Here is a 23399-nt window from a genome sequence, read left to right as displayed (position 1 = left end):
GATGCTGCGATGACGAACGCTGAGACGGCGAACAATATGATGACGGACACTGCGACGACGGACGCTGCGATGATGAATGATGCAGCCGCCGCGCAGACGACGCCGCGCGTCGTGTCGATCGTCGGGCCGACGGCCTCAGGCAAGACGGGACTCGGCATCGCGATCGCGCGGCGCCTCGCCGAGCGCGGTGAGCGCGCCGAGATCGTCAACGCCGACGCCTACCAGATGTACAAGGGAATGGACATCGGCACCGCGAAGGCAGACTCCGACGAGCGCGCCGCCGTGCCGCATCATCTGCTCGACGTCATCGGGCCGCAGGAGACGATGACGGTCGCGCGTTTCCAGCAGATGGCGCGCGCAAGCATCGCCGATCTGCAGGCGCGCGGCGTGCGTCCGATCCTCGTCGGCGGCTCGGGACTCTATGCACGCGCGGCGATCGACGACATCACATTCCCAGGCACTGATCCGGCCGTGCGCGCGCGTCTCGAGGAGCGCGCCGAACGCGAAGGGCCGGGCGTCCTGTTCGCCGAACTCGAGCGGCTCGACCCCGAGGCGGCGGCGCGCATGGATCCGCACAATCCGCGGCGCACGGTGCGCGCGCTCGAGGTGATCGAGGTCACCGGCAGGCCGTATTCGGCGTCGTTGCCGCGCTACCGCTACGTCATCCCGTCGGTGCAGATCGGCCTCGACCTGCCGCGCGCCGAGCTCGACCGGCGCATCGACCTGCGCACGAAGACGATGTTCGACGACGGCTTCGTCGAGGAAGTGCGCCGGCTGCGGCCGTATCTGGGCGCGACCGCCTCGCGTGCGCTCGGCTATCAGCAGGTCATCGACTATCTCGACGGCCTGAGCGACCTCGACGAGACGCGCTTCCTCGTCGCGCAGAAGACGAAGCGCCTCGCGCGCAAGCAGATGGGCTGGTTCGGTCGCGATCCGCGCATCCACTGGCTGCAGGCGCTCAACCCGCGGCTCGTGGATCTGGCGATGGGGATCATCGACGTGGCCGACCGCGGCGGCTACGACGCCGTCGACATGCATGCGGACGAGTACGTCCGCCATCATCTCGGCGACCTGACGTGACGTCTGGGCGACGCCGGCCGCGCGCCGTTTCGGCGGGCGCGGCCTCGCGATAGAATCAAGGACTGTTATGGCACGATCCACATCCTCGAACGCAAGCAAACGACCGCGCAAGGCGAGCTCGACAGGCTCGTCGGCGCCGGCGTCGAAGGGGCGCCGTCCGGCGCAGGAGACCGACGAACCATCGTGGAAGCGGGCGCTGCTTGCCGTGCCGCGCGCCTTCGGCGCCGCCGTGCGCAAGGTGAGCGTCGGCGACTATGATCCGGCGTACCGCCGCGACGGCCTGTGCTTCGTGCTCATCGTCCTCGCTGTCTTCTTCGTCGGCTCCGAATGGTTCCGCGTCGACGGGCCGCTCGGACGCGGGCTGCACGCATTCGCCTCCGGATTGTTCGGCGTCATGAGCATCGTCGTTCCGGTGCTGCTCGTGCTCGTCTCGGTGCGGCTGATCCGCAACTCCGGGCGTGGCTCGGGCAATCCGAGCGTGCTCGTCGGCTGGACGATGCTGCTGTGGTCGGTGTGTTCGATCATCGACGTCGTCATGGCCGCCGACACGAAGGGGTTCTCCTGGCCCAACCTGCAGCACGCCGGGGGCCTGTTCGGATTCCTGATTGGCTCGCCGCTCGCGTGGGGGCTCTCGCAGAGCTTCGCGATCATCGTGTTCGTCGTCTCAGCGCTGTTCTCGCTGCTGCTCATCACACGCACGCACGTCACTGAGGTCCCCGCCAAGCTGCGCGCATTGTTCGGCGGCGCCGCGCACGAGGACGGCGAACGCGACGGCGACGACGAATTCCCCAACGAGGTGCGCGTTGGCGACGACGACACGCTGCGCTTCGCCGAGGGCGTGCCGACGCATGACGGCGACGACGAAGCGGATGCGCCGAGCCGTCGCGAAGGCTTCCTCAGTCGTCTGTTCCGCCGGCGCAGGCGTCGCGACGACGACGGCAAGCTCGACAGCTACGCCGGCGACGAGGCTTTCGTCAACGCGGCGAGCCGGCACGGCGAGACCGCCGAGACGCGCGTCGCCGGTTCGCCGCGCACGGTGAGCAGCGGCGGCGCCTACAACGACGACGCGACGCGCAGCATCGACTCGAACACGTGGTCGGCGCAGCAGCCGGAGGTTCACACGACGCCGATGCCGTCGGGGTCGATGCCGGCTGTGGCGGGCGCCGGGGCGGCGGCCGACCCGTGGGGCGCGCTCGACGACATGTCGTCGCTGCTCGTCTCGCCGCACACCGGCGAGGTCGTCGACATGCGCGCGTCCGCGCCTCAGGCGGCCGCCGCATCGCCGATGCCGGGCTCGGCGGCCACGTCGGCTGCAACGTCGGCCGCGGCGACGCCGAACGCATCAGCCGACGGCACCGCCGCCAATGTTGCTGCTGCCGCCGCCGACACTGCCGCCGCGGGTGCCGAGCTCGCGCCGTATCGGCTGCCCGATCCGAATCTGCTGATGAAAGGCAAGCCGCACGCGGCGCATACGCAGGCGAACGACAACGTCATCCGCGCGCTCGACAACACGTTCCAGCAGTTCAAGGTCGACGCGAAGGTCGTCGGCTTCCTGCGCGGCCCGTCGGTCACGCAGTACGAGGTCGAGGTCGCCCCGGGCGTCAAGGTCGAGAAGGTGACGAACCTCGACAAGAACATCGCCTACGCCGTCGCGAGCTCCGACGTGCGCATCCTTTCGCCGATCCCCGGCAAGTCGGCGATCGGCATCGAGATTCCGAACACCGACCGCGAGATCGTCCATTTGGGCGACGTGCTGCGTTCGGACAAGGCGATGAACGACCCCAACCCGATGCTCGCCGGCGTCGGCAAGGACGTCGAGGGCCATTTCGTGACCGCCGACCTGACGAAGATGCCGCATCTGCTCGTCGCCGGCGCCACCGGCTCGGGCAAGTCGAGCTTCATCAACTCGATGCTCACGTCGATCATCATGCGCGCCACGCCCGAGCAGGTGAGGATGATCATGGTCGACCCCAAGCGCGTCGAACTGTCCGCGTACGCGGGCATCCCGCATCTGCTCACGCCGATCATCACCGATCCGAAGAAGGCGGCGCAGGCGCTCGAATGGGTCGTCAAGGAGATGGACGCGCGCTACAGCGATCTCGAGTTCTTCGGCTTCCGCCACGTCAAGGACTTCAATGAGGCGGTGCGCGCCGGCAAGGTGCACGCGCCGGCCGGCTCGAAGCGCAAGGTGGCGCCGTACCCGTACCTGCTCGTCGTCGTCGACGAGATGGCCGACCTGATGATGGTCGCGAAGAACGACGTGGAAAGCTCGATCCAGCGCATCACGCAGCTCGCGCGCGCCGCCGGCGTGCACCTCGTGCTCGCAACGCAGCGCCCGTCGGTCGACGTCGTCACCGGCCTGATCAAGGCGAACATCCCCTCGAGGCTCGCGTTCGCGACGTCGTCGGCGACCGATTCGCGCGTCATCCTCGACGCGACCGGCGCCGAGACGCTCATCGGACAGGGCGACGCGCTGTTCATGCCGATGGGCATGGCCAAGCCGATCCGCGTGCAGGGAGCGTGGGTCAACGAATCGGAGATCCGCAAGGCCGTCGACTTCGTGCGCCAGCAGCGCAAGCCGCATTACCGCGAGGACATCGAGCAGATGGCGAACGAGGCGGAGAAGTCGAAGCTCGACCCGACCGAGGACATCGGCGGCGATATGGACGAACTGCTCGCGGCCGCCGAACTCGTCGTCAGCTCGCAGTTCGGTTCGACGTCGATGCTGCAACGCAAGCTGCGCGTCGGCTTCGCGAAGGCGGGACGTCTGATGGATCTGCTCGAGTCGCGTGGCGTCGTCGGACCGTCGGAGGGGTCGAAGGCGCGCGAAGTGCTCGTGCAGCCGGCCGACCTGCCGCAGGTGCTCGCGTTCATCAAGGGCGAGACGACGTCGTTGACCGGCGGCGGGGATCAGCCGTCCGAGCCTGCGGCGACGCCCGCAGCCTGAGTTTGCGCCGCGCCGCCGCATGCGCCACGGTATTGTCACGCGACTGTCATACGGCGTGGGGTAGTGTGAACGGCATGGAACAGCGAAGCAAACGTGCAGCATGGTGGGACGGATGGAACACTCCGGCGAATCTCGTCACCTTCTCCCGCATCATCCTCGTCATCGTCTTTCTCGGCCTGTACATCGGCGCGGGGCAATGGGGCTCGCGCAACATGGGCATGCGCTGGGCGGCGGCGGCCATCTTCGCGCTCGCCGCGTCGACCGACAAGATCGACGGCTGGATGGCGCGCAAATACAATCAGGTGACCGAACTGGGCAAGCTGCTCGATCCGATCGCGGACAAGCTGCTCACGCTCGGCACGCTCATCGTGGCCGCGAGCCTCAACGAGTTCGGCATCGCATGGCTCGGCTGGGTCGTCACCGCGCTGTTCTTCGTGCGCGAGATCGGCATCACAGTGATGCGTTTCTTCGTCATCGACCACGGCGGCTCCGTCATCGCCGCCTCCCAGCTCGGCAAATACAAGACCTTCACGCAGTGCCTCGGACTGGGGCTGCTGCTCATCCCGGTGTGGTCCTTCGTGCCGGCCGGCGCGCATCCGGCGTGGCTGACCGTCTATTTCGTCGTCACCTACACGCTGATCTACTTCTCGCTGATCCTGTGCCTGTACTCGGGATGGGAGTATGTGCGCGGCGTGCTCAAGGCGTCGAAATCCGCCGGCGCGCACGCCAAGGGCGCGGCGAGCGCGGCTGCACAGCCGCGCTCTGATGCGGCCGAAATCAACGACGCGGATGCAGCTACGTCGGCGTCGACGCAGCATCGTTTTGACGATGCCGCCGCGTCGTCCGGACGCTGAGGCTGCACGGCAACGTCGATATCGGCGAAACGATATCGACGACAGTGACGATGCCGAAACGCCCGCGGCCGGTCGACGACATGCCGCGCTGTGGCGTTCATGGGTGCGCGCTCCTAGGATGGAGCGCGCACGCGCATATACGGGCTTCGCGTGCGTGCGCATGACATATGGAAGGTGGGTCATGACGAGACAGTTCGAATATGCGGGCGCCGATCCGCGCCGAATTGACGATATGGGACGGCTGCGCGACTACTGCGACGAGCAGGCGGCGGCGATCCTCGCATGGTGTGAGGCACGTGGTGTGAAGATCGCGTGCGCCGAATCGCTCACGGCAGGCCTGCTCGCCGATGCATTCGTCAGGATCCCCGGCGCCTCGCGCGTCTTCCTCGGCTCAGCCGTGACCTACGACATCCACGCGAAGGCGAAGGTGCTCGGCGTCGACGCGGAGCTGCTGCGCACGCACGGCGCCGTCGACCCCGAGGTCGCACGCCAGATGGCGGCGTCGACGGCAAAACTGTTCAGCCAACCGGAATATCGCTCCGGGATTATCGGACTGTCGACGACCGGTGTCGCGGGGCCCGGACCGGACGAGGGAAAACCGGCTGGATTGGTGTACTTCGGCGTGTCGCTGCCGAGAAGCGAGTATTTTTTCACGAGTTCTTCACAATACGCAGTAGAGTTGGAATTGCAAGGTTCTAGAGAGGTTATTAGACAGCGGACCGTGGGCTGTGTTTTGGGAAACCTGAGAGAATTCACAGGTTCTTCACAGGAATGATTCCCGATACTGGAAATGAAGAACACTGTCGATAAGGAAAGGAGTGTGATTGCCATGAACACTATGGATATGATGACTTTCACCGAAGGACAGACCGAGGTCAGGAAGGTCGAGGTTTCCACTCCATCGCGCAACGGAACGGCACGCATGCGTGAACTGACGCCAGCCCAGCGCCGCGCCGTCATGTTCGCGCAGCAGCAGGTGCTTCGCGCCCGCGCCGCCAAGAAGGCCAAGGACGAGCGTCAGGCCGCGCTCGTGCGCATGTGGCAGGAGGAGGACGCGGAGACTGCCAAGCCCCGCGCCGTCGTCCGCAAGCGCGAAACGATGGGCGAGGTCAAGGAGGTCTCGCTGCGCGAGGCCATCGGCCACGTGCTGCGCGACCTGCGCACGCACGACCACAAGACGCTGCGTGAGGTCAGCGAGAAGGCCGGGGTCTCCCTCGGCTATCTCTCCGAAGTCGAACGCGGACAGAAGGAGGCCAGCTCCGAGCTGCTCGCGTCGATCTCCGAATCGCTCGGTCTGAGCACGTCGCAGATGCTGCGCATGGTCGCCGACTACCTCGACTCCGTGGACGCCTGAACGACGGACCGATACGGCGCGCGCCGCGCATGACGGCCGCTGAGCGCCTGAACATGAATGGGGACGCCCCGGTGGGGACGTCCCCATTCCCGTTGTGTGAGGATCTTGCGCGTTGGGCTTTCGCAGGCTGGGACTTTCGCGTGAGCCGCGCGCGGTGTACAGTGGCGCGGTATGCGTGAACGAGAATTCTGGGAACTGCTCGAGGAAGTGTTCGGCTCGGCCTACGGGCGCGCGCTCGCCCATGACCAGGGGTTGACGAAGCTCGGCGGCCGCACCGTCGTCGAGGCGCTCGCCGACGGCGAGGAGCCGCGCGTCGTATGGAATGTGCTGTGCGACCAGATGGACGTGCCCGACGCGCGGCGCTGGGGCAAGGACCACGTCGCCCCGCCGCTGCCGGTCGACTTTCGTTGACGGCGCCGGTCGGCTTGTACAGGCGGCGCTCATTGGTTTTCAGGGACATCGCTTGATTTTCAGGGACATCGCTGAACGTCGCGCGACACGCCGCCGATGTTCGAACAAATGTTCGTATCTTCCGGTATGATGGTGCCTCGACACAGCCGACACGGCTGTGCAGCGCTCGGCGAAATGTGGATAACGGGTCCGTCCGTACACATACTTCCATCAGGGCGGACACACGCCGTGCCCGTGCATATCGTGGATGGCGCCCGCGCGGCCCGGACCGCGTGCGCGCCCGTGGCAACGTAAGACAAAGGAGGGCTGCGATGGCAGCAGCGAAGGCGGAGAAAGCCAAGGAGTCCGACAAGGACATGAGCTTCGGGCCGAATGTGGACCCGCGGCGTCAGGAGGCGCTCAGGAACGCGCTCAAGCAGGTGGAGAAGAGCTTCGGCAAGGGATCGGCGATGCGTCTGGGCGACAAGCCCGAACAGGACGTCGAGGTCATCCCGACCGGCTCGCTCGCGCTCGACATGGCACTCGGCATCGGCGGCCTGCCGCGCGGCCGCATCGTCGAGATCTACGGACCCGAATCGTCCGGCAAGACGACGCTCGCGCTCCACGTCGTCGCGAACGCGCAGAAGAACGGCGGCGTCGCGGCGTTCATCGATGCCGAGCATGCGCTCGACCCGGTCTACGCGCGCAATCTGGGCGTCGACACCGATTCACTCATCGTCTCGCAGCCGGACAACGGCGAGCAGGCGCTCGAGATCGCGGACATGCTCATCCGCTCCGGCGCGCTTGACGTCATCGTCATCGACTCGGTCGCGGCCCTCGTGCCGAAGGCCGAGATCGAAGGTGACATGGGTGACAGCCATGTCGGCCTGCAGGCGCGTCTGATGAGCCAGGCGCTGCGCAAGATGACCGGCGCGCTCGCGCAGGCGAACACGACGGCGATCTTCATCAACCAGCTGCGCGAGAAGATCGGCGTCTTCTTCGGCAGCCCGGAGACGACGACCGGCGGCAAGGCGCTCAAGTTCTACGCGTCGGTGCGCATGGACATCCGCCGCATCCAGACGCTCAAGAGCGGCGACGACGCGGTCGGCAACCGTACGAAGGTCAAGGTCGTCAAGAACAAGATGGCGCCGCCCTTCAAGTCGGCCGAATTCGACGTGCTCTACGGCGAGGGCATCTCGCGCGAAGGCTCGGTGCTCGACATGGCGCTGCAGACCGACATCGTCAAGAAGTCCGGCTCGTGGTTCACCTACGAGGGGGAGCAGCTCGGCCAGGGACGCGAGAACGTGCGCCGCTTCCTCAAGGACAACCCGCAGATCGTCGACGAGATCGAGAACAAGGTCAAGATCGCCTACGGTCTCATCGACGCGCCCGAGGACACCTTCGCACAGGGCGAGGAGGTCGAATCGACGATCGAATCCGAGGACATCGCCACGACCGAGGCCGGCGGCGAGACGGCGAAGAAGAACGGCTGATGATCTCCGTCGAGGAGTTCCTCGTGGCGCATCCGGTGCCGGCGGCGCCGCAGGAGGTCGTCACCGGGCGTGACAAAGGTCGTGGCGGTGGCAAGCACACGGCCGTCCGCGACGACGTGGCCGTTCGCGACAATGCGGATGCCCGCGAGGACGCTGTCGCCTATGACGATGCTATTGGCTGCCGCGGCGCGGATGTTCGTGAGGACGATGCCGATTGTGGCGACATAGCTGTCCACGATGACACGGCCGCGCCGCGCTCGTCTGCCCGGTTCGGTGGCACTTTCGGCGCATCGAGGGACGATGACGTAGTCCGTTATGCGCGTAGTGGACGACGCGCCGGCGCACGCAAGGCCGATCGTCGCGATGAGCGCCGGCGTTCGGCGGGCGGCTTCGCCGTCACGCAGACCGATGATCCGCGTGACGGCGAACGATGCAAGGAGGCGGCGCTGCGGCTGCTCGACGCGGCCGCCCGTTCGACGGGGGCGTTGCGCGCCAAGCTCGCCGAACGTGGCTACGCCGACGACGTCATCGGCGAGGTCGTCGACCGGCTGACCGAGCTGCGGCTGCTCGACGACGAGGAATACGCGCGCGCGGTCGCGCGGTCGTGCGCGAACCGGATGATGGGAATGCGTGGCGCCGTCATGGAGATGACGCGCAAGGGCGTCGACCGCGCGCTGGCGACGCGCGTCGCCGCCGAGGCCGACGCCGACGGACTCTTCGTCGACGCGGCATGGGCGCTCGGCCGCTCCGTCGCCGTGCGCACGCGCGGCAAGGATCCGCAGGTCGCGCGCCGCCGCTTCTGGAGCGCGGGAGGCCGCAAGGGGCATGATTCGCAAATGCTGCGCGAAGTCGGTGAGGCGCTGTTCAGCGCACGCGGCGACAATAGGGGAGACGAATAGAAAGTAGAAGGTGAGACCTCTTATACCCCGGGTTCTGTCGTGACGCGCCACGCCGAAAACCCGGCACGACGCGCCACGGATGGCCATCCATCTCGACCTGACGTCGCCGTCAGGCTCTAGCAGCCTACCCGAAGACATTGGGCGAGCAGCCCTCAAGCGTCTTCTGCTTGGCCTTGCTCCCGATGAGGCTTGCCATGCGGCCGGCTGTTGCCAGCGGCCCGGTGGTCTCTTACACCGCCGTTTCACCCTTACCCGTCCCGAAGGGCGGGCGGTCTGTTCTCTGCTGCGCTATCTCTCAGGTCGCCCTGGGCGGACGTTATCCGCCATCGTGCTCTGCGGAGCCCGGAAGTTCCTCAACCATTGCTGGTCGCGGCCATCAAGAGGTCTCAAAGGCAGTATTCTAACACGATGCGCGACATCGCGGTCAATCATGGACGGGTCGTATCGAAAAAAAGTTAAACCAGCAGCTTTACCGCACTTTCCCGCATGTCGTCGGTTACAATGAGTGATATCCGGACGGCGGAACCGTCGTCCCGGTCCGTATATAGCGGCATGCCGCCGCTTGAGTCTAGGGAGGTCCACATGGATATCGTGATTACCGGCCGTCACATTCAGATCAAGCAGAAGTTCCGTGACGTCGTCGAAAGCAAGATGAATCGTGTGACCGCAATCGCCCCTGATGCGCAGCGCGTCCAGGTCGTGCTGTCGCATGAGGGCAATCCGCGTATGCATGACACGGCGATGCGCGTCGAGCTCACCGTCATCGCCGGCGCCACCGTCATCCGCGCCGAGGCCTCGAGCCTCGACGAGATCAGCGCGCTCGATCTGGCGCTCGACAAGCTGACGCTGCGTCTGCGCCGTGCTCGTGACCGCCGCAAGGATCACCGCAAGAACTACACGCCGGTCCCGGTCGACGCGGGCGAGTTCGTGCCGCCGTCCGAGGAGGAAGAGGACATCATGGGCGCCGCCGCCGACGCCAACAGCCCGGCCGCCGCGGTCGCGTCCGATCTCGGCCCCGGCGAGTCCATCGAGGTGCACGTCGGCGATACGCCGATCGTCATCCGCCGCAAGCTCCACGTCGCCGAGCCGATGAGCATCGACGAGGCGCTCTACGAGATGGAGCTCATCGGCCATGACTTCTTCCTGTTCGTCAACAAGGACACGATGCGCCCGTCCGTCGTCTACCACCGTCACGGCTGGAGCTACGGCGTCTTCGAGATCGACACCCCGGAGAACATCAAGAAGGCCGAGGAAGCCAAGAAGGCCTGATCTTGGGCCATACGCGCCGGCAATCTGAAAGGTCGCCGTGCAGCGGTCGGTCGGGGACGGCTCCCGAGGAGGGGGGCCGTCCCTGATTTTCGTATCCGGGGAGGGGCGCCGGACGGGCGTTTGTGGATGTCCTGTGACAGAACGTGAGAAATTTACGTAAACAGGTCGAAAAACGAAGGGGAAAATCCGTCCGTCCGTTATTGTGGATGATGTTAGCGACCATCTCACAAAGGGAGTGACATTGGTAGACATCGTAGACAAGGCCCTTCGCATGGGCGAAGGCCGTCAGATCAAGCGCCTGGAGAACGTGGCCAAGGAGGTCAATGCGCTCGAGGACCAGATCGCGGCGCTGAGCGACGAGGAACTCAAGGGACAGACCGCCAAGTTCAAGGAGAAGCTCGCCAACGGCGCGACGCTCGACGACATCATGGCAGAGGCCTTCGCCACCGTGCGTGAGGTCTCGAAGCGCACGCTCGGCCAGCGCCACTTCGACGTCCAGCTCATGGGCGGCGCGGCGCTGCACTGGGGCAACATCGCCGAAATGAAGACCGGTGAAGGCAAGACGCTCGTCGCGACGCTGCCGAGCTACCTCAACGCGCTCGAAGGCAAGGGCGTGCACGTCATCACCGTCAACGACTATCTCGCGAGCTACCAGAGCGAGCTCATGGGCCGCATCTACCGCTTCCTCGGCATGAGCGTCGGCTGCATCGTCACCGGCCAGAAGCCGGCCGAGCGCCGCAAGCAGTACAACGCGGACATCACCTACGGCACGAACAACGAATTCGGCTTCGACTACCTGCGCGACAACATGGCGTGGGAGAAGAACGAGCTCGTGCAGCGCGGCCACCACTACGCGATCGTCGACGAGGTCGACTCGATCCTCATCGACGAGGCGCGTACGCCGCTGATCATCTCCGGTCCGGCCGAGGGCGACGTGACGCGCTGGTACCGCCAGTTCGCCAAGCTCGTGCTCAAGCTCGTGCGCGACGAGGACTACGAGGTCGACGAGAAGAAGAAGACCGTCGGCATCCTCGACCCGGGCATCACGAAGATCGAGGACTACCTCGGCATCGACAACCTGTACGAGCCGAGCAACACGGCGCTCATCGGCTACCTCAACAACGCGATCAAGGCCAAGGAGCTGTTCCTGCGCGACCGCGACTACGTCGTCACCGGTGGTGAGGTGCTCATCGTCGACGAGCACACCGGCCGCATCCTGCCGGGCCGCCGCTACAACGAAGGCCTGCATCAGGCGATCGAGGCGAAGGAGAACGTCGAGGTCAAGGCCGAGAACCAGACCTTCGCGACGATCACGCTGCAGAACTACTTCCGCATGTACGACAAGCTCGCCGGCATGACCGGCACCGCCGAGACCGAGGCCGCCGAGTTCATGGGCACCTACAAGCTCGGCGTGCTGCCGATCCCGACGAACCGACCGATGATCCGTCAGGACAAGGACGACCTGATCTTCCGCACGAAGAAGGAGAAGCTTCAGGCGATCGTCAAGGACGTCGCGGAACGCCACAAGAAGGGCCAGCCGGTCCTGCTCGGCACCGCCTCCGTCGAAGCCTCCGAAGTTGTCTCCTCACTGCTCGACGTCGTCGAGATCCCGCACAAGGTCCTCAACGCGAAGCAGCACGAGAAGGAGGCGGCCGTCGTCGCCGTCGCCGGCCGCAAGGGCGCCGTGACCGTCGCGACGAACATGGCAGGCCGAGGCACCGACATCATGCTCGGCGGCAACGTCGAGTTCCTCGCCGACGCCAAGCTCAAGGAGGAAGGCTACTCGCCGGAGGACACGCCGGAGGAGTACGAGAAGCTGTGGCCCGAGACACTCAAGCAGATCAAGGAGCAGGTCAAGGACGAGCATGAGGAGGTCGTCGAACTCGGCGGTCTGTACGTGCTCGGCACCGAGCGCCACGAGTCGCGCCGTATTGACAACCAGCTGCGCGGTCGTTCCGGCCGTCAGGGCGATCCGGGCGAATCGCGCTTCTACCTGAGCCTCGAGGACGACCTGATGCGCCTGTTCAACACGCAGCTCGTCGCGCGCGTCATGGCCAAGGGCATGCCGGAAGGCGAGCCGATCGAGTCGAAGGCCGTCTCCAAGGGTGTGCGCAACGCGCAGAAGGCCGTCGAATCGCGCAACTTCGAGATCCGCAAGAACGTCCTCAAGTACGACGATGTGATGAACAAGCAGCGCACCGTCATCTACTCCGAGCGTCAGGCGGTGCTCAAGGGCGAGGATATCCACGAGGACATCGAGCGCTTCATCAAGGACACGATCACGAGCTACGTGACCGGTGCCAAGCGCGGCTCCGACAAGCCGAAGGACTGGGACTGGGACGGCATGTTCAAGGCCGTGCGCGGCATCTTCCCGACGACCGTGACCGAGGACGAGGCCAAGAAGGTCGCCGAAGGCCTCAAGGGCGAGAAGGCCGTCGACGCCGTCGTCGACCTCTTCGTCAAGGATGCGCAGGAGCAGTACGCGCAGTTTGAGGATAAGCTCGGCAAGGAGGGCCTGCGCACGCTTGAGCGTCGCGTCGTGCTCGCCGTGCTCGACCGCAAGTGGCGCGAGCACCTCTACGAGATGGACTACCTCAAGGACGGCATCGGCCTGCGCGGCATGGGCCAGCGCGATCCGCTCGTCGAATACCAGCGCGAAGGCTACCAGATGTACAACTCGATGATCGAAGCGATCAAGGAGGAGTCCATCCAGCTGCTGTTCCATGTGGACATCGACTCGGTCGCGCAGACGCGCGACCACGAGGATATGGCCCAGGATGTCACCGACGATCAGGTCGTGGATGCCGCGGAGACCGCGCTCGGTGAAGGTGTGGACGTCGACGAGCTCAACGACGACGAAGTGCGCGAAGTCGAGCCGGAGGAGCCGTCGAAGTACGACGACACCGCCGATGAGACCGCAGTCGCGATGGGCGAAGAAGTCAAGCACGCAGTCGAGCAGATCGACGAGAACGACATGCACTCGCCGATCGGACCGGCTCCGATCTCGCACGCCGAAGGCAAGGTGCCGGCGAACAAGCGCCCGAAGAACGAGGAGCTCAAGACGCCGTGGGCGGACGGACGCACATTCCCGGGCACGCCGAAGAACGCGCAGTGCCCGTGCGGTTCGGGCAAGAAGTACAAGATGTGCCACGGCCAGAACGAGCAGTGAGCCGACCCAAGCGTCAATCACTGATCGGGATATGACGGCGGGGGCGCCGCAGCAGTTGCTGCGGCGCCCCCGCCGTTTTCAAATTTCATAGCGGGCGCACGTCGATGCCGTGCGCGGCGAAGACGGTGCTGACGCCGGCGTAGTCGCCGCTCATGATCGTCGCCGAGCGCAGATTCGGGAACTGCGCCAGTTCGGCCGTGCTCACGGCGTCGAGGTCGAAGACGTCGTCCTCGCCGTCCCACTGTGGAATGATGTTCATGTACACATCGTCGGCGCCGTCCATCGTGAACGACGTGAGTTCAGATGCCAGCCGGGCGGGGATGGGCAGCCGCTTGAACCAGTTGAGTGCAGGACGGATGACTGTCTCGCTCTCGGTGTCGATTGGTTTGCCGGAATACTGCGCGGCGAAATCGAAGATGTCGAAGCGCGGCGTGAGCACCTCGAGTTCGTACATGAGCCGCTGGATGACGGCGAGCTTGAAATTGAGATGGGTGAAAGCCAGCACCGGTTCCTTTGGTTTGCGGATCGTGTAGTTCGCCGGAGGGAACCTGCGCTCGGGACAAAAAGAGACGGACAGCGGATCGTTGACGTCGGGTGCCGGACCGTCGGGGCCGTGGCCGTCTTCGGGCCAGCGGATGACATGGAGTGCGCCGATCTCGTCGCGGTCGGAGATGAAATACAGCGGATTTCCGCCGGCCTTCGCGATGCGCGCGGCGCAGGGGGAGTCCGGCAGCACGCGCTCGCGCCATTGCGGGCGCACAGCGGGACCGCAGTAGACGTCCATGCCGGTGATGATATGGTCGTCGTCGATGTACGCGTCGCGTTTGCGCAGCCAGTCCATCGGTGCGCGCAGGGGAGCGAATACCAGACCGAGCCCGTCGTAGACGAGATGGCGCGCGCCGTGCTCGTCCACGACATCTCGGTCCGGCATGCAGCCGAGCGCGGCAGTGAGCTCGCCGATGGACATCGGGAAGGGGACGGTGACGGCGTCGAAGCTGACGGCGTCGTCGGACAAGAGGATCGTATGCGGCATGGGTGCCTCCGTCGATGTTGCGATCGGTGTTGCGATGGAGGTGATTGTAGAGAGACGCAGACCAGACGTGAGGCGCATGACCATGATGCGGGAATCGAAACAGGTTCGTTGCACGGCCTTCCTAGACTGGTCGATGCATTGCACGATACCGATGAGGAGAGGTCATGGCCGACATCACCTGGAAAACGATCCTGATGAAGCTCGTGAAGGGCGAGCATCTGAGCGCCGAGGAATCCGAGTGGTTCGTCGACGACCTCATGCAGGGCAACGCGCAGCCGGCGGCCGTCGGCGCCGTGCTTGCAACGCAGCAGCAGCTGGGCCTGACGGCCGCCGAGGTCGCGGGCGCCGCGAAGGCGATGGTGGCGCACGCCGTGCCGCTCGACGTGAACCGTGAATGCACCGACATCGTCGGCACCGGCGGCGACGGCGCGCACACCGTCAACCTGTCGACGATGGGAGCCGTCATCGCGGCGGCCGCCGGCGTCATGATCGTCAAGCACGGCAACCGCGCGGCGAGCTCGAAATGCGGCGCCGCCGACTGCCTCGAGGCGCTCGGACTGCCGCTCGACCTCAAGCCGGCCGCCGTCGCCGAGATCGCCGACGAGGTGGGCATCACCTTCGCGTTCGCGAAGACCTTCCATCCGGCGATGCGCTTCGTCGGACCGGTGCGTGCCGCGCTTGGCGTGCCCTGCGTTTTCAACGTGCTCGGACCGTTGACGAACCCGGCGAACCCGAAGCACATGGCGATCGGCTGCGCGAATCGCGCGATGAGCCCGATCATGGCCGCCGTCTACGCGGCGAACGGCCAGAGCGGTATGGTCTACACATCCAACGAGGGACTCGATGAGATGGCGCCGACCGGTCCGATCTCGGTGTGGGAGTTCAAGGACGGCGAGGTCGTCGAGACGACCTTCGACCCGATCGAGGAACTGGGACTCGCGAAGGTCACGATCGACGATCTGCGCGGCGGCGAGCCGGACTACAACGCGCAGGCCGCGCGCGACCTGTTCGCCGGCAAGGACGTGCCGTTCCGCACGACGGCGCTGCTCAACGCGGCATCGGCGATCGTCGCCGACGGATCACTCATCGACGCCGACGCGACGCTCGCTGAACGCTTCCGTCAGGCCTATGCGATCGCCGAACGCACCGTCGACGAAGGCAAGGCACAGGCGCTGCTCGACGAGTGGATCGCCGTCGCGAAGAGCAAGGCCTGAAGGCAGCGCAAGGCCTGAACGGGGCCTTGCAATGTGGATTATTCGGCGCCCGCGGATGAATGGATCGTTCAGACGCGGGCGCCGTTGTCCGAATCGTCGTCGTGAATGACGTCGCGGCCCTCGTGCTGCGCGATGAGGCCGCCAGCACCGACGAGGACGCACAGCGCGGCGATGAGGCCGACGATGCCGGCGACATGCGGCAGGCAGGCGGCGAGGATGACGCCGACGACGCCGATCGCGCCGATCGCTGCGCAGATGAGCTTCGAGACGCGGATGCCCTTGAGTGACGGGTTCGGCGCCGAGAAGCCCATGCCGTGGCGGTCGAGGACGTCGTCGGTGTCGAGCCAGCTGCTTGTGTAGTCGCGCGGGCCGCGCCCCGCGCCGGTGAACGCCTCGTCGGACAGGTCGTCGACGGTGAGCATCGTCTTTTTCTCCTCGCGCCGGGCGTGGCGGTCGAACTTCTTCGCCGTGCGCGAGCGCTCCACATCCTCGAGCTCGCCGGCGTGGTCGTTGAGGAAGGCCTCCCAGTCGTCATGTCCGGACGCATCGTTGCCCCGGCGCGCGTCGCCGTCGTTGCTGCTATTGTTGAGGTCGGTCATGACCACTACTGTAGCAAGCGGAATGTGAAGCGCGTAAGGAGACTTCGGATGCTGTACTGGTTTTTCGTCAAGACGCTTGGGCCGATCGCGCGGCGGCGCTTCAATCCGACGGTCGAGGGCCTCGAACACATCCCGCATGAGGGTGGCGCGATCATCGCCGCGAACCATCTGGCCGTCATCGACGACGCGCTGCTGCCGATGACGTGCCCGCGCATGATCCATTTCATGGGTAAGGCCGAATACTTCGAAGGCAAGGGCCTCAAGGGCCGGTTCAAGAAGTGGTGGTTCTCGTCGGTCGGCGTCTTCCCGGTCGACCGTTCCGGAGGCTCCAAGTCGCTCGGTGCGCTCGAGCATGCACGTGAGATCATCGAGGACGGCGAACTGTTCGGCATCCACATCGAAGGCACGCGCAGCCCCGACGGACGGCTGTACAAGGGACACACCGGCGCCGCGCGACTCGCGATCGAGACCGGCTGCCCGATCGTGCCGGCCGCGATCATCGGCTCGCGCGAGCTGCAGCAGCCCGGTCAGGTCATCCCCGGCAAGGGCAGCAGCAAGGTCATCTACGGCGAGCCGATCCCCGTCGAGAAGACGGCCGCCGATCAGGTCACGCATGAGCGGCTGCGCGAACTGACCGACGAGGTCACGCGCCGCATCCAGGCGATGAGCGGACAGGAATACGTGCCTGAATACGCGCAGGTCGTCAAGAAGCAGATGCAGCAGGAGCAGGCGGCGATCGACGCTGCCGCCGCGCAGGAAGCCGACCGCGAGTAGAAGAAGCAGAACGTTCCGTGGCTTCCGGTCGGAAGCCGCATATGGAAGGAGCCGGGCGACCGATCATGGCCACCCGGCTCCTTCCATATGCGCCGCCGTACTCGAGTGGCTACACTCAGACTACGTACTGCTCAGACGACGCGGATCGTCACCGTCGTCGGTTCGCCGTCCTTCGTGCGCTTCGGCACGTCGGTGCCGGCCGCCGGATCCTGGCTTTGGACGAGGTGCAGCACCTCCGCGCCGGCGAGCGGCCTTTCGATCTTGACCTTGAAGCCGAGCGCCTCGAGCTCCTTGCGCGCCTCGTCCGTCGATTTGCGGACGACGTCGGGCATCTTCACGGTCTCCGGGCCCTTCGAGAGCGTCACTGTGACCGAATCGCCCCAGTGCAGCGTCGATCCGGCGTCCTGTGAGGTGTAGAGGACGCGGCCCGCGGCGACGCTGTCGCTGTACTCCTCGTTGAACGTGACCTCGAGCTTGTCGTCCTTGAGAGTCTTCTGCGCGTAGTCCTTCGTCTGGCCGATCAGATCGGGCATCTGCACCGGCATCGGCCCCTTGGACAGCACGACGTCGACGGTTTCGTTGTGCGCGATCGTCGTGCCTGCATCCGGCGTAATGCTGATGATCATGCCCTGCGGCACGTCGAGCGACCATTCGTCGGTGTCGTCCGCATGCTTGACGTGTTCGATGCCGGCCTGCTTGAGCGCGGCGAGCGGATCGTCCGACGATGTGATGTCCTCGGGGATCGTCACCTGCTGCACGCCGAGCGAGACGACGACCCTGACCATCTGCTCGTGGCGTTTGCTCACATGCGCGTCGACGTAGGCCGGATCGGTGGAGATGATGTCGCCTTCGGGCACGTCGTCGCTGTGGGCCTCGCTCACCGCATAGTGGATGTCCGCGATGTCGAGCGCGCTTTTGTACTGCTTCCAGTCCACGCCGGTGATCTTGCATGGCGCGTTCTGCTCACACGTGAGTTCCTCGGGCTTCGGCATCGTGTTGTAGCTGCCGGGGCCCGCGTAGTACCACCACGCCCATGCGCCGCCGGCGCCGAGCACGGCGAGCACCGCCACGATGATGCCGATGATGAGGCCGACATGGCGCTTGCGGCGCGGCTGCATCGCCGTCGGGCTGTCATCGCCCGCCGGGGGACGCCCATCCGTGGGGGAGGCCTTCGGCATCGCGATCGTGCTCGTCGGATCGTTGTTCGCGCGCGGCGCCATGCCGCTGTGCATGCGCGCCATCGGCTGCGCCGGCGACCCCGGATGGACGTCGGAAGCCGGCTGTGTGCTGGGTGTTGATTGTGTGCTGGGTGTTGATTGCGCGCCCGACGTCGGTTGTGTGTGGGGTGTCGATTGTGCGTTGGGCGTCTGCTGCGTGCCGGGTGTCTGCTGCGCGTTGGGCGCCGGCGTGGGCATGTTCGCGGCGTTCGCGGCGAGCGCTGACATCGCCGTCGTCGCCTGCGGCTGTGCGGACGGGTCGTAACGGTAGCGCAGCGCGTCCGGCGGCAGCGTGCGCATGAGCTCCTGAAGTCGGTCGAGTGCGACCGACGCGTCGGCGGGACGGTCGCACACGTCGCGGTTCGTCAGGCTGGAGATGAAACGGGCGACGCGCGGGTCGATGCCGGTGCACACCGTCGCGACCGACGGCACGTTCTCGTTGACGTGCTTGAAGACCATCGTCACCGGATTGTCGGTCTGGAACGGCACGCGGCCGGCGAGCATCTCCCAAGCCATGATGCCGACCGAGTAACAGTCGCCCTGCGGCAGCGCCTCGTTGTCGCTGATCATCTCCGGCGCGAGGTACGCGGCCGTGCCCAGCAGCATGCCGGTCGACGAGAGCGTGGCCTGCGAGATCGCCTTCGCGAGGCCGAAATCGGTGATCTGGACGCGCCCGCGGTTGTTGATCAGGATGTTCTCGGGCTTGATGTCGCGGTGCACGACGCGCGCCGCATGCGCCGCCGCGAGTCCGCTGAGCGTCTCGGCGACGACGCGCAGCGTCTCGCGCACGCTGAACGTGCGCTTGCGCTGCATCTCGGCGCGCAGGTTGACGCCCTTGACGTATTCCATGACGAGGTAGTCGAGGCCGTCGTGCTCGCCGGTGTCGTAGACCTGCACGATGTTGGGGCTCGCGATCGAAGCGGCTGCGTTCGCCTCGCGGTGGAACCTCGCGATGAACTGCTCGCGGTACGGTCCCTGCGCGAGCTGCTGATGCATGATCTTGATCGCGACGTCGCGGCCGAGCCTGACATCCACCGCCTGATAGACGGTGGCCATGCCGCCGTCCGCGATCTTGCGCACGATGCGGTAGCGGCCGTCGACGAGCCTGTCTTTGGGCATATCCTGCGCTTCACTCATGCTTGATCCGTCGTATCCCTTACCCGAAAAGCTGTGCGGCCGTGAAGGCCGATGACGACGTCATTCTACATGGTGGTGTGCTTCTCATGCGCGCGCCGACTGAGGGATGAACCGCGCGCAGATCGCGGTCAGGCGCGCGGTGCGTTCGGCGTCGAGTCCCATCGCGTCGATCGCGTCGCACGCGCGGTTCCACATCTCCTCGATGCGCGCGTAGGAGCGGTCGATCGCGCCGGTCGAGCGCATGAGCGCCGTGACGCGTTCGACGTCCGACGCCCCGCGCCGGCGCTTCGCGTAGATGCGCGTGAGCTCGCGCGCCTCCTTCGGCGAGGCGGCGCGCAGCGCGTCCGACAGCAACACCGTGCGCTTGCCTTCGCGGATGTCGCCGCCGACGGGTTTGCCGGTCTGGCTCGACGAGCCGATGACGTCGATGAGGTCGTCGGCGAGCTGGAAGGCGACGCCGAGCGGCCAGCCGATCGCCATCGCATGGCGCGTCGCCTCCTGCTGGTCCATGCCGGCGGAGAGGAACGCGAGTTCGAGCGGCGCGATCGTCGTGTAGCTCGCCGTCTTCCAGCGGAACACCTCGTAGGAGGCCTTGCCGAGCCGGTCCGGATCATTCAACGGCATCCGCTCGATCGCCAGGTCGAGCACCTGGCCGATCTCCACTTCGTGATGCATCGTGATGAACGTGCGCCGCAGATCCCTCGCCTGCGGGATGTCGAGCCGCTGGCTCGCGTCGTCCATGATCGCCGTGCAGGCGGTGGCGAGCAGATCGCCGAGCATGACCCCGAGTCCCCGGCCGATCGCCTCGCTGTGCGTCGCCTGTTCGAGCGCGCGGTGCGCCGACGGCTTGCCGCGCCGCAGATCGGCGTCGTCGATGATGTCGTCGTGCACGAGCGCCGCCGTCTGGAACACCTCGATCGCGCAGGCAATGTCGAGCATCGCGCAGCGGCGAGCCTCGCCAGCGTCCGGCGCGAACAGATCGTAGGTCTCGAGCGCGAGCAGCGCGCGCAGCCGCTTGCCGCCTTCGCTCGAGACGACGGCCTGGTCGATCGTGCGTTCGAGCGTGTCGTCGAGCTCCGGGGGGATGTCGGCCTGCCGGGCCAGTCCCGCGTATTCGCGCACGAGCGCGCCGATTCGCGATTCGATCTGCTGCAAGTCAGTGGAGGGGCTCATAGCTGCCATTCACCCACAGCGTTGCGACAATCGCAGGCGTTCCATGATGGCTGACGGCGATCGCATCGGCGATCTTCGACGGCCATCGTCGGCGCCCCGGGCGTGGCGGATTTCCCCGTGCGCGAATTGTGGATAACGGTACCGTCCGTACACATGCCCCCGTTCGGCTGGACGCCGCCGGTGCGCCTTGGCGAGAGTGGAGACGCGTCCGGTTCCGTGTGGATCCGGACGCTCGGCCGACGCGGCCGGAACAACAGGCCCGACACGATGAACGGAGGCAATGATGGGCAGCTACAACGAGGAGACCAAGCGCAACGAGACGACGATGGACGAGAACATCGAGTCGACCAACCGTGACGCATCGATCGGGACGGCGGAGGCCGTCGGCACGCTGTTCGTCCCGCTCGAGGGATTCGAGCCGGACGAGGATCGGATCATCGACGAACGCGACGCCGAGCGCTGCCAGACGCTGCACGAGCGCTACCGCGAGCGCTGCCGCGACCGCGGCCCCGACGAGGCGACCGGCGAACGGTTCGCCGAGGTGTGCGCCGACTGGCTCGCATGGCTCGACGCCGACGACTTCGACCCCTTCGACTGCGAGGCGGAGCGGCTGTGCGCGCTCGCGGTGCTGATGACCGATTCGCTCGCCTCGCGCGACGCGCTCATCATGACGCTCGTCGCGCCCGGCGACACGCACGACGCGGCGGATTTCGCCGGCTTCGCCGTCCATCCGCACGCGCCCGGCAACGCGGCGCGCATGGAACGCGAACTCAATGCGGCGTTCACGGCGCAGGAGCCTCCCGACGTCGAACGCATCCTGCGCGGCGTCGAGATCTGCGAGCGCGCCGCGCAGATTGTGCCCGACGCCTTCGCCGCGCATCCACTCGCCGTCGCCTCCTACGGGATGTGGTGGACCGGCGACGCCCGTGCGCTTAAGACGGCGGCGCACGCGATCATGCTCGACGAGGGGATGCGTCTGGCCGGCATCATCCTGACGGCGTTGCTGCGCGGCGTCGCACCGCAGTGGCTGGAGACGCGCCCGTGACGCGGCCGACGACATGCGCGGGGACGTGGAATAATCGTCCCCGCGACATGGTTAACTCACTTAGTGCGCGACTTGCCCTTGCCGCAACTATGCCTTCGCGAAGGGAGGCGGCCCGGGCGTCGCATGATCATGAGCGAGCAGGAGGAACAGTTTGGCCACGAAGCGAACGGCGAACACCACGGGCAAGTCGGAAGACAAGGACACCTCCACCGTCGAAGGCGCCTCCGCCAAGAAGGACAAGAAGGAGACGGCGGGCAAGCCGGCGAAGCGTACGCGCAAGAGTACGTCCTCCGCGTCGGGCACGCGCAAGGCCGCGGCGAAGAAGAAGTCCGCATCCACCGAGGCCACGAAGCAGCCGCGCAAGGCCGCGGCGAAGAAGAGCGCGAAGAAGGAGACGGCCAAGCGCGCCGCGCAGTCCGAGGACGACGAGGACGTGATGCTCGACGAGGACGACGAGCAGATCGACGAGGAGAGCCTCGACCTCGACGAGGACCTCGATGACGTCGATGACCAGGACGAGGACGACGACGAGGACGAGGACGAATCGGAGCCCGAGCCCGAGGAGGACGAGGACGACGAGGAGAAGAAGCCCGAGGAACCCAAGGAGAAGGGCGCCTTCGTCGTGCGCGACGACGATGACGACGAGACGCTCGCGCCGACCGGCACGAACCCGCGCCGCCGCGTCGTCACGACGGGCGCGACCGCCGATCCGGTCAAGGACTACCTCAAGCAGATCGGCCGCGTCTCGCTGCTCAACGCCGAACAGGAGGTCGACCTGTCCGAACGCATCGAGGCCGGCCTGTATGCGCAGCACCTGCTCGACACCGAAGGCGACAAGCTCGACTTCAAGCGCAGGCGCGAGCTCAAATGGGCGGCCGCCGACGGCAAGAAGGCGAAAGACCATCTGCTTGAGGCGAATTTGAGGCTCGTCGTTTCGCTCGCCAAGCGCTACACGGGACGCGGCATGCTCTTCCTCGACCTGATTCAGGAAGGCAACCTCGGCCTGATCCGCGCCGTCGAGAAGTTCGACTGGAAGAAGGGCTTCAAGTTCTCCACCTACGCAACCTGGTGGATCCGTCAGGCGATCACGCGCGCGATGGCCGACCAGGCGCGCACGATCCGCGTGCCGGTGCACATGGTCGAGGTGATCAACAAGCTCTCGCGTGTCCAGCGCCAGATGCTGCAGGACCTCGGCCGCGAGCCCACGCCGGACGAGCTCGCGCGCGAACTCGACATGCCGGTCGAGAAGGTGCAGGAGGTGCAGAAGTACGGGCGCGAGCCGATTTCGCTGCACACGCCGCTCGGCGAGGACGGCGATTCGGAGTTCGGCGACCTCATCGAGGACACCGACGCGATCGCGCCGTCGGACGCCGTCGCCTTCTCGCTGCTCCAGGAGCAGTTCCGTCAGGTGCTCGAGACGCTCTCGCCGCGCGAGGCGGGCGTCATCAAGATGCGCTACGGCCTCGAGGACGGCCAGCCGAAGACGCTCGACGACATCGGTCGCGTCTACGGCGTGACGCGTGAACGCATCCGCCAGATCGAGTCGAAGACGATGTCGAAGCTGCGCCATCCGTCGCGTTCGCAGACGCTGCGCGACTTCCTCGACCAGTGACAGCAATCTGAGCAACGGTGCGGCGGCCCGCTCAGGTCGGCCGCCGCAGCACAAGAGCGCGGGCCATGCGGCTGCGCGCTCTTTTGCGTGCAACCTTGACATGACCTGCATGACAGAACCTGCATGACAGACGGGCGGCC

17 protein-coding genes, 1 other RNA gene and 1 pseudogene are annotated in these 23399 nt (G+C 66.1%); 14 read left to right on the top strand and 5 right to left on the bottom strand.

The features are described from left to right. Nucleotides 1-69: 69 nt before the first annotated feature. The 8 genes and pseudogenes from miaA to G606_RS10965 all read left to right on the top strand — a co-directional run bounded on the left by miaA (nt 70) and on the right by G606_RS10965 (nt 9017). Nucleotides 70-1080 (top strand): tRNA (adenosine(37)-N6)-dimethylallyltransferase MiaA, encoded by a 1011-nt coding sequence (gene miaA / locus G606_RS0105470; protein ID WP_051198635.1) that lies wholly within the window; start codon nt 70-72, stop codon nt 1078-1080. Nucleotides 1081-1147: 67 nt separating this feature from the next. Further along, nucleotides 1148-4027: a DNA translocase FtsK gene (locus tag G606_RS0105465; protein ID WP_026645103.1), complete on the top strand. Its 2880-nt coding sequence runs from the start codon at nt 1148-1150 to the stop codon at nt 4025-4027. Nucleotides 4028-4101: 74 nt separating this feature from the next. Continuing rightward, nucleotides 4102-4740, top strand: a pseudogene (gene pgsA / locus G606_RS10060) (CDP-diacylglycerol--glycerol-3-phosphate 3-phosphatidyltransferase); the annotation flags it as partial. Between the two features lie 322 nt (nt 4741-5062). Further along, a complete protein-coding gene (locus G606_RS0105455; protein WP_034523754.1) occupies nt 5063-5656 on the top strand; it encodes a CinA family protein in 594 nt (197 codons plus the stop codon). Between the two features lie 63 nt (nt 5657-5719). Continuing rightward, nucleotides 5720-6235, top strand: a complete 516-nt coding sequence (locus tag G606_RS0105450) for a helix-turn-helix domain-containing protein (protein WP_026645101.1) — start codon at nt 5720-5722, stop codon at nt 6233-6235. A 171-nt stretch (nt 6236-6406) separates the two neighbouring features. Beyond that, entirely contained in the window at nt 6407-6646 is a 240-nt protein-coding gene (locus G606_RS0105445; protein WP_026645100.1) for a DUF3046 domain-containing protein, read from the top strand. Between the two features lie 356 nt (nt 6647-7002). Next, a complete protein-coding gene (gene recA / locus G606_RS10055; protein WP_165778700.1) occupies nt 7003-8118 on the top strand; it encodes a recombinase RecA in 1116 nt (371 codons plus the stop codon). Then, the gene (locus G606_RS10965; protein ID WP_081664058.1) at nt 8118-9017 is read left to right on the top strand and encodes a regulatory protein RecX; all 900 of its coding nucleotides are present in this window, start codon (nt 8118-8120) and stop codon (nt 9015-9017) included. The genes recA and G606_RS10965 overlap by 1 nt, the downstream gene beginning before the upstream one ends. Nucleotides 9018-9024: 7 nt before the next feature. Here the strand turns inward: G606_RS10965 and rnpB are convergent. After that, nucleotides 9025-9406: RNase P RNA component class A (gene rnpB, locus G606_RS10730), an RNA gene on the bottom strand. A 193-nt stretch (nt 9407-9599) separates the two neighbouring features. On the opposite strand from rnpB, the gene hpf reads away from it, so the two are divergent. Together hpf and secA are read left to right on the top strand one after the other, a co-directional pair. After that, nucleotides 9600-10286, top strand: coding sequence for a ribosome hibernation-promoting factor, HPF/YfiA family (gene hpf / locus G606_RS0105425; protein WP_026645099.1), 687 nt, complete (start codon nt 9600-9602; stop codon nt 10284-10286). 241 nt (nt 10287-10527) lie between these two features. Beyond that, nucleotides 10528-13455, top strand: coding sequence for a preprotein translocase subunit SecA (gene secA, locus G606_RS0105420; protein WP_026645098.1), 2928 nt, complete (start codon nt 10528-10530; stop codon nt 13453-13455). Nucleotides 13456-13540: 85 nt separating this feature from the next. On the opposite strand, the gene G606_RS10045 is transcribed toward secA, so the two are convergent. Next, nucleotides 13541-14488 (bottom strand): DUF6892 domain-containing protein, encoded by a 948-nt coding sequence (locus G606_RS10045; RefSeq protein WP_026645097.1) that lies wholly within the window; start codon nt 14486-14488, stop codon nt 13541-13543. Nucleotides 14489-14652: 164 nt separating this feature from the next. Here G606_RS10045 and trpD point away from each other — a divergent pair, with 164 nt between their 5' ends. Further along, nucleotides 14653-15702 (top strand): anthranilate phosphoribosyltransferase, encoded by a 1050-nt coding sequence (gene trpD / locus G606_RS0105410; RefSeq protein ID WP_026645096.1) that lies wholly within the window; start codon nt 14653-14655, stop codon nt 15700-15702. Nucleotides 15703-15770: 68 nt separating this feature from the next. On the opposite strand, the gene G606_RS0105405 is transcribed toward trpD, so the two are convergent. Beyond that, the gene (locus G606_RS0105405) at nt 15771-16301 is read right to left on the bottom strand and encodes a hypothetical protein (RefSeq protein ID WP_026645095.1); all 531 of its coding nucleotides are present in this window, start codon (nt 16299-16301) and stop codon (nt 15771-15773) included. Nucleotides 16302-16349: 48 nt separating this feature from the next. On the opposite strand from G606_RS0105405, the gene G606_RS0105400 reads away from it, so the two are divergent. Beyond that, nucleotides 16350-17075 carry a lysophospholipid acyltransferase family protein gene (locus tag G606_RS0105400; protein WP_026645094.1) on the top strand — a complete coding sequence of 242 codons (726 nt, stop codon included), beginning with the start codon at nt 16350-16352 and terminating at the stop codon, nt 17073-17075. Nucleotides 17076-17206: 131 nt separating this feature from the next. Here G606_RS0105400 and G606_RS0105395 read toward each other — a convergent pair whose 3' ends face one another. Together G606_RS0105395 and G606_RS0105390 are read right to left on the bottom strand one after the other, a co-directional pair. After that, nucleotides 17207-19429, bottom strand: a complete 2223-nt coding sequence (locus G606_RS0105395) for a Stk1 family PASTA domain-containing Ser/Thr kinase (protein WP_026645093.1) — start codon at nt 19427-19429, stop codon at nt 17207-17209. An 84-nt stretch (nt 19430-19513) separates the two neighbouring features. Further along, on the bottom strand, nt 19514-20602 hold the full coding sequence (locus tag G606_RS0105390; protein WP_026645092.1) for a polyprenyl synthetase family protein: 1089 nt from the start codon (nt 20600-20602) through the stop codon (nt 19514-19516). Nucleotides 20603-20882: 280 nt separating this feature from the next. Here G606_RS0105390 and G606_RS10715 point away from each other — a divergent pair, with 280 nt between their 5' ends. Continuing rightward, a complete protein-coding gene (locus G606_RS10715) occupies nt 20883-21647 on the top strand; it encodes a hypothetical protein (RefSeq protein WP_155802789.1) in 765 nt (254 codons plus the stop codon). A 151-nt stretch (nt 21648-21798) separates the two neighbouring features. Continuing rightward, complete coding sequence (locus G606_RS0105380; RefSeq protein WP_026645091.1) at nt 21799-23259, top strand: RNA polymerase sigma factor; 1461 nt, start codon at nt 21799-21801, stop codon at nt 23257-23259. Nucleotides 23260-23399 lie beyond the last annotated feature (140 nt).

It is taken from the genome of Bifidobacterium sp. AGR2158 (genome assembly GCF_000424225.1).
Taxonomy (GTDB): Bacteria; Actinomycetota; Actinomycetes; order Actinomycetales; family Bifidobacteriaceae; genus Bifidobacterium; species Bifidobacterium anseris.
This window is presented reverse-complemented; position numbering and strand designations above follow the sequence as displayed.

Coding starts and splice junctions, on each gene's coding strand:
- G606_RS10045 (WP_026645097.1), bottom strand. CDS start 14,488: ATGCCGCATACGATCCTCTTGTCCGACGACGCCGTCAGCTTCGACGCC.
- G606_RS0105455 (WP_034523754.1), top strand. CDS start 5,063: ATGACGAGACAGTTCGAATATGCGGGCGCCGATCCGCGCCGAATTGAC.
- G606_RS10965 (WP_081664058.1), top strand. CDS start 8,118: ATGATCTCCGTCGAGGAGTTCCTCGTGGCGCATCCGGTGCCGGCGGCG.
- G606_RS0105390 (WP_026645092.1), bottom strand. CDS start 20,602: ATGAGCCCCTCCACTGACTTGCAGCAGATCGAATCGCGAATCGGCGCG.
- G606_RS0105465 (WP_026645103.1), top strand. CDS start 1,148: ATGGCACGATCCACATCCTCGAACGCAAGCAAACGACCGCGCAAGGCG.
- G606_RS0105450 (WP_026645101.1), top strand. CDS start 5,720: ATGGATATGATGACTTTCACCGAAGGACAGACCGAGGTCAGGAAGGTC.
- miaA (WP_051198635.1), top strand. CDS start 70: ATGATGAATGATGCAGCCGCCGCGCAGACGACGCCGCGCGTCGTGTCG.
- G606_RS0105405 (WP_026645095.1), bottom strand. CDS start 16,301: ATGACCGACCTCAACAATAGCAGCAACGACGGCGACGCGCGCCGGGGC.
- hpf (WP_026645099.1), top strand. CDS start 9,600: ATGGATATCGTGATTACCGGCCGTCACATTCAGATCAAGCAGAAGTTC.
- G606_RS0105395 (WP_026645093.1), bottom strand. CDS start 19,429: ATGAGTGAAGCGCAGGATATGCCCAAAGACAGGCTCGTCGACGGCCGC.
- trpD (WP_026645096.1), top strand. CDS start 14,653: ATGGCCGACATCACCTGGAAAACGATCCTGATGAAGCTCGTGAAGGGC.
- G606_RS0105445 (WP_026645100.1), top strand. CDS start 6,407: ATGCGTGAACGAGAATTCTGGGAACTGCTCGAGGAAGTGTTCGGCTCG.
- G606_RS10715 (WP_155802789.1), top strand. CDS start 20,883: ATGATGGGCAGCTACAACGAGGAGACCAAGCGCAACGAGACGACGATG.
- G606_RS0105400 (WP_026645094.1), top strand. CDS start 16,350: ATGCTGTACTGGTTTTTCGTCAAGACGCTTGGGCCGATCGCGCGGCGG.
- recA (WP_165778700.1), top strand. CDS start 7,003: ATGAGCTTCGGGCCGAATGTGGACCCGCGGCGTCAGGAGGCGCTCAGG.